Origin of the sequence: Neisseria sp. HMSC074B07 (assembly GCF_001810355.1) — a bacterium.
Classification (GTDB): Bacteria; Pseudomonadota; Gammaproteobacteria; order Burkholderiales; family Neisseriaceae; genus Neisseria.
On sequence record NZ_KV800981.1, the window covers coordinates 146264 to 152890 of the forward strand.

At 49.6% G+C, this 6627-nt stretch carries 6 protein-coding genes; 5 read left to right on the forward strand and 1 reads right to left on the reverse strand.

The annotated features are described in order from the left end of the window. Positions 1-177 precede the first annotated feature (177 nt). Positions 178-1989: a translational GTPase TypA gene (gene typA, locus HMPREF2726_RS11825; protein ID WP_003765802.1), complete on the reverse strand. Its 1812-nt coding sequence runs from the start codon at positions 1987-1989 to the stop codon at positions 178-180. A gap of 477 nt (positions 1990-2466) precedes the next feature. Between typA and bfr (HMPREF2726_RS11830) the strand changes: the two genes are divergently transcribed. The 5 genes from bfr (HMPREF2726_RS11830) to trxB all read left to right on the forward strand — a co-directional run bounded on the left by bfr (HMPREF2726_RS11830) (position 2467) and on the right by trxB (position 6593). Next, positions 2467-2931 (forward strand): bacterioferritin, encoded by a 465-nt coding sequence (gene bfr / locus HMPREF2726_RS11830; protein ID WP_003755417.1) that lies wholly within the window; start codon positions 2467-2469, stop codon positions 2929-2931. Positions 2932-2953: 22 nt separating this feature from the next. Beyond that, positions 2954-3427, forward strand: a complete 474-nt coding sequence (bfr, locus tag HMPREF2726_RS11835; protein ID WP_003755415.1) for a bacterioferritin — start codon at positions 2954-2956, stop codon at positions 3425-3427. A gap of 637 nt (positions 3428-4064) precedes the next feature. Further along, positions 4065-4568 carry a hypothetical protein gene (locus tag HMPREF2726_RS11840; protein ID WP_009311995.1) on the forward strand — a complete coding sequence of 168 codons (504 nt, stop codon included), beginning with the start codon at positions 4065-4067 and terminating at the stop codon, positions 4566-4568. A gap of 125 nt (positions 4569-4693) precedes the next feature. After that, the gene (locus HMPREF2726_RS11845; protein WP_003755407.1) at positions 4694-5248 is read left to right on the forward strand and encodes a hypothetical protein; all 555 of its coding nucleotides are present in this window, start codon (positions 4694-4696) and stop codon (positions 5246-5248) included. Between the two features lie 394 nt (positions 5249-5642). Continuing rightward, the gene (gene trxB, locus HMPREF2726_RS11850) at positions 5643-6593 is read left to right on the forward strand and encodes a thioredoxin-disulfide reductase (RefSeq protein ID WP_009311993.1); all 951 of its coding nucleotides are present in this window, start codon (positions 5643-5645) and stop codon (positions 6591-6593) included. Positions 6594-6627: the final 34 nt, after the last annotated feature.

Below are 6627 nucleotides of genomic sequence, written 5' to 3' on the forward strand. Positions count from 1 at the left end.
AAGGCGAGGTAACGCCGTACTGGTTTAAAGTTAACCCACTATATTTTTTCTGCGAATAAGGCTGAGTTAAATCGGAAATTAAACGGCAATTTTGTACGGGAACGAATAGCAAGCAATAAAAAGGTCGTCTGAAAATTTCAGACGACCTTTTTTCATTTCATCAACAGCCTAGTGGAATCAATCCAGCTTTTTAAAGTGGCGGCGGCGTTCCAGTTCGCTCAGGTAACGCTTGCGCAGACGGATGGACTGCGGCGTGATTTCTACCAGCTCGTCATCGTCGATAAACTCGACCGCACCTTCCAGCGTCAGCTTGATTGGCGTGGTCAGACGCACAGCTTCGTCGGTGCCGCTGGCGCGGATGTTGGTAAGTTTTTTGCCTTTGAGCGGGTTGACCACCAAATCGTTGTCGCGGCTGTGGATGCCGATAATCATGCCTTCGTAGATTTTATCGTTGGGTGATACGAACATACGGCCGCGGTCTTCCAGATTCCATAAGGCATAAGCGACGGCTTCGCCTTGCTCTTGGGAAATCAGTACGCCGTTGTGGCGGCCGGGCATATCGGGTTTCACTGGCGCGTAGTCGTCGAATACGTGGCTCATCAGGCCGACACCGCGCGTCAGGGTCATGAATTCACCTTGGAAACCGATTAAGCCGCGCGCGGGAATATGGTATTCGAGGCGGGTCCGGCCGTTGCCGTCGCTTTCCATATTGGTCAGTTCGCCGCGGCGGCGGCCGAGTTCTTCCATTACCGCGCCTTGGTTTTCGTCCGGTACGTCCACGGTCAGGTTTTCATAAGGTTCGCATTTTTGACCGTCGATGTCGCGGTACACGACGCGCGGCTTGCCGACTGCCAGTTCAAAACCTTCGCGGCGCATGTTTTCCAACAAAATGGTCAGGTGCAGTTCGCCGCGTCCGGATACGCGGAACACGTCGGCATCGGCGGTATCTTCCACGCGCAGGGCGACGTTGGTCAGCAATTCTTTTTGCAGGCGGTCGCGGATTTGGCGGCTGGTCACGAATTTGCCTTCGGTACCCGCCAGCGGGCTGGTGTTCACCATAAAGTCCATCGTCAGCGTCGGTTCGTCCACGCTCAACATCGGCAAGCCTTTGGGGTTGTCTTTGTCGGTGATGGTCACGCCGATACCGATGTCTTCGATACCGGAAATAATCACGATGTCGCCGGCTTCGGCTTCTTCAAGCGGTACGCGCTCCAAACCTTTGAAACCCAAAAGCTGGTTGATGCGGCCTTGGGCGATTTGTTGATCGTGGTTCATCACGGCAACGACTTGGCCGGGTTTGATACGGCCATTCAGGATGCGGCCGATGCCGAGGCGGCCGGTGTAGTTGTCGTAGTCGAGTTGGGAAATTTGCAGTTGCAGCGTTTCGTCTGCACTGCCGCTCGGTGCGGGCGTGTGTTTTAAGATGGTGTCGAACAGCGGACGCATGTCGTTGCTCTCGTCGGTTTCTTCCAGTTTGGCGAAACCGGACAGGCCGGAAGCGTAAACAATCGGGAAGTCCAACTGTTCGTCGGTTGCGCCCAAGTTGTCGAAGAGTTCGAAGGTTTGGTCGATGACCCAGCTCGGACGGGCGGACGGTTTGTCGATTTTATTGATGACGACGATCGGTTTCAGTCCCAAAGCCAAGGCTTTTTTGGTAACGAAACGGGTTTGCGGCATCGGGCCCTCCTGCGCATCCACCAACAATACGACGCAGTCCACCATACCCAAAACGCGCTCCACCTCGCCGCCGAAGTCGGCGTGTCCCGGAGTGTCGACGATGTTGATGTGGTAGCCTTCGTAATCGATGGCGGTATTTTTGGCGAGGATGGTAATGCCGCGTTCTTTTTCAAGGTCGTTGCTGTCCATCACGCGTTCGTCAACCTGCTGGTTGGCGCGGAATGTACCGGATTGGCGCAGCAGTTGGTCAACTAATGTGGTTTTGCCGTGGTCGACGTGGGCGATGATGGCAATGTTGCGAATTTGTTTCATGGTGATATGTATTTCAAATGATTTTTATCAAAAAGTAACTCGCGATTATATCACGGTTCATCTTATCGGACGGAGGGGGAGTAGATTAAATTTGAATCGGTACGGCGTTTATCCCGGTTCAACCATCAGTCACTATGCACACTGCGGCACAGTTTGACGATAAAAGCATTTGAGAATAATTAATAATAAAATTTGATTGGGTTTTGTAATTTATTTGCTTTTATTTATGGTTAAAGAGTGTAAATGTTTTTGAATGTTGAAATGGATTCTTAATACCAATGGCAACAAATATCTATATAAAACAAGGTATTGAATTTTCAGACGACCTTTTAAGGCTTCTGTTTCTTTTGATAATTGTTTGTATTTTAAATAGAAAATTTGTCAAGCATCAGGCTTTTGCATACAATTCAGCCATCAAGAAACAACACGCAATGTTTTTTACAGACACTTTACAATTTCAAAGAAAGAGAAAGAATTATGCAAGGCAATCAAGCTGTTATCGATTATATGAACGAACTGTTGTCCGGCGAGCTGGCTGCACGCGATCAATACTTCATCCACTCACGCCTGTACTCCGAATGGGGCTACAACAAACTGTTCGAGCGTCTGAATCATGAGATGGAAGAAGAAACAACCCACGCCGAAGACTTCATCCGCCGTATCCTGATGCTGGGCGGTACGCCTAAAATGACCCGTGCCGAACTGAACATCGGTACCGACGTGATTTCCTGCCTGAAAGCGGATTTGAACACCGAATACGAAGTACGCGATGCATTGAAAAAAGGCATCAAACTGTGCGAAGAAGCACAAGACTACGTTACCCGTGATTTGATGATTGCCCAGTTGAAAGACACTGAAGAAGATCACGCCCACTGGCTGGAACAACAACTGCGTCTGATCGAACTCGTCGGCGAAGGCAACTACTACCAAAGCCAACTGTAATTAAGCGTATAAGGAGCTGAAAATGAAAGGCGATCGCTTAGTTATCCGCGAGCTGAACAAAAACTTGGGCTTGCTCTTGGTTACCATCAACCAATATTTCCTGCATGCCCGTATTTTGAAAAACTGGGGCTTTGAAGAATTGGGCGAACACTTCTTCAAACAGTCCATCCGCGAAATGAAATCCGCAGACGATTTAATCGAGCGTATTTTGTTCTTGGAAGGCCTGCCTAACCTGCAAGAATTGGGCAAACTGCTGATTGGCGAATCAACCGAAGAAATCCTGTCCTGCGATTTGACAAAAGAACAGGAAAAACACGATGCCCTCATCGCTGCCATCGCCATCGCGGAACAACAGCAAGACTACGTCAGCCGTGATTTGTTGGAAAAACAAAAAGACATCAACGAAGAACACATCGACTGGCTCGAAACCCAGCAGGAGCTGATCGGCAAAGTCGGTTTGCCGAACTACCTGCAAACAGCGGCGCAAGAGGACTAAAACACAAACCACTGCCAAATATAGCAGTCCCTGCACCCATAAACGGCATATCCTTTCGGATATGCCGTTTTTCTTTTAATATAGTGGATTAAATTTAAATCAGGACAAGGACACGAAGCCGCACAGTACAGACAGTACAGAACCGATTCACTTTGGTGCTTCAGCACCTTAGAGGAATCGTTCTCTTTGAACTAAGACGAGGCAACGCCGTACTGGTTTAAAGTTAAGCCACTATATCTTGTCAGTAAAAGAGACGGTTCCCTGCTTTGTTAAGAAGTGAATATGCAGCATATGTGGTTTTAAACTGAAATAAAATTATATGAATAATAATAAGTTATAAATATTTTTGTATTATTTCCCTTGCTGCTCTTGAAATATTTAGAATTTTTGTTTTAAACTGCACACATTATCTATTCCATTATTTATGTATTCTGTCATGCAAACAGCGCACTATTCATCTGCTTTCTTCTATTGGTACCACACAAACGTGCGGTACTTTTTTGCGCTTGTCTGACACAGATTAGAGATAGGGATACGCAAATCAGAGCCGCCTCATTTGAGCGGCTTTTTTGTTACCTATACATGGCCGCATCAATTGAAATATGAAATAAAACACAACTGAATCAGGATTACAGCCATGACCCCCTCCATACACGCCCAAACAAAAAACCTTCCTTTACACCGCTGCCAAATGATTGTTGACGGCAATAGCCATCACACAACAGATTCCCAAGCCTTGCCGGGCAGCGCAGATACGCTGATCAGCGAGGCATTGATTCCGCAAATCCGTATGGTTGCCACTTTGATTGCAGGCGAAAGGCACGATTTTGAAGCAGACAGCCCTGCTGTCTTTACGGAGGAAGCCGACTTTTTTGCCGCCCGCATCTTGGTATTGGGTGTACACCGTTTCCATTTGGATATCACATTGTTGCCCATGCTGAAAACCGCCAACCAACGCGCCCAAGCGTTTGCCAAACGCCACCATCTCCCATTTACCCCCGCCCAAATGCATATGAGCCTGCATGCCCGCCGTCCTGACAACTTGCTGATTGTCGAAACCGAACACGAAATGGAAAATCATGGCAGCCTGATTGCCAACAGCCTTGCTTTCGCAGCCAAACTCCCCCGCCTGCCTTTGTAAACCATATTGACGCACTTGATAAAAATCAAATTTGCACCATATTCCACGGCAAGGCGCAGTATATTGACGCGCAGTTTGCCGATAACGCTCGGCTTAGACAATACCACTTCAAAAAGGATAAAAAAATGAAAAAACTCATTGCCTTAGCCGCACTTTCCTCACTTGCTCTCGCTGCCTGCAAAGACAATACCCAAGCCCAGCTTGAGCAGCAGCAAAAACAAATCGAAGCGCTTCAGCAGCAACTTGCCCAACAACAAGACAATACGATTTACCAACTCACGCCGGAAGGTGTGAAAGATACCATTCCAGCCGAAGCGCAAGCCAACGGCAACAATGGTCAGCCTGTGACCGGAACAGACGGACAACAATATATTTACGACCAATCCACTGGCAGCTGGCTGCTGCAAAGCTTGGTCGGTACGGCGGCAGGCGCGTTCATCGGTAACGCGCTGGCAAACAAATTCACACAAGCGCGTAATCAAAACAGCCCGATTGCCCAACGCGCACGCGCCCATTATTATCAAACGGCCCGTCCCAACAGCCGTACCAGCCAGCAACTCAATACCCGCAGCCTGCCTGCGCAACAACAGGCGGCGCAACAGCAACGTTACCGCCAAACAACCCAGCAGCCGTCCAATTATCGCCGGCCAATGAGTCGCGGTTTTGGCCGCCGCCGCTAAAGCCATTTGATTGTTTTAAACGGGTTTCCGATTCGGCAAAGAATGCTGATCAGAGAAAGACAGCGTAACAGAGTTCGCTGATTTGCCGATTAAAGCAGATGGAGGTCGTCTGAAAATTCAGACGACCTTTGTTTATGCATCGCCATAAGATGCAAGATGCCTTCAGTCAATACTCTTTATAGTGGATTAAAATAAAAATGAGACAAGGCGACAACGCCCGCCGTGTACGGGTAGTACATAAGGGCGTTGGCAACGCCGTATCATTGCAATTTTAATCCACTATATCAAAAGAAAAAGGGGGGGTGCGGTTGCATCTGCATTTTCAGACGACCTGAGTTTCAAGTAAAATCTACCTCGTCTGAAACACACTCAATCTCTCAGTAAGGAAAACATCATGAGCAACCATCACAAACTCATCATCCTCGGCTCAGGCCCCGCCGGCTACACCGCCGCCGTTTATGCCGCCCGCGCCAACCTCAAGCCCGTCATCATCACCGGTGTCGAGCAGGGCGGACAACTGATGACCACCACCGAAGTCGACAACTGGCCCGCCGACGCCGAAGGCGTACAAGGCCCGGAACTGATGGCGCGTTTCCAAGCCCATGCCGAACGCTTCGGCACCGAAATGATTTTCGACCAAATCCACACCGTCGATTTGCAAAACCGCCCCTTCATCCTCAAAGGCGACATGGGCGAATACACCTGCGACGCCCTGATCGTCGCTACCGGCGCATCCGCCAAATATCTGGGGATACCCAGTGAAGAAACCTTTGCCGGCAAAGGCGTATCCGCCTGCGCGACCTGTGACGGTTTCTTCTATAAACAACAAGACGTAGCCGTTGTCGGCGGCGGCAATACTGCCGTAGAGGAAGCTCTTTACCTCGCCAATATCGCCAACACCGTTACCCTGATTCACCGCCGCGACAGTTTCCGCGCCGAAAAAATCATGGTGGACAAACTCATGCAGCGCGTTGAAGAAGGCAAAATCATCCTCAAGCTCAACAGCAATCTGGATGAAGTCTTGGGCGACGAAGGCGGCGTAACCGGCGCTCGTCTGAAACGCAACGACGGCACCACCGAAGAAATCGCCGTCAAAGGCGTTTTCATCGCCATCGGCCATAAACCCAACACCGACATTTTCAAAGGCCAGCTCGATATGGACGAAACCGGCTACCTGAAAACCAAAGGCGGTACGGGCGACAACGTCGGAGCGACCAATATCGAAGGCGTATGGGCGGCAGGCGATGTCAAAGACCACACCTACCGTCAAGCCATCACCAGCGCGGCTTCCGGCTGCCAAGCCGCACTGGACGCCGAACGCTGGCTCGACCGCCAAGGGTTGTAAAATATAGTGGATTAACTAAATCAGGACAAGGCGA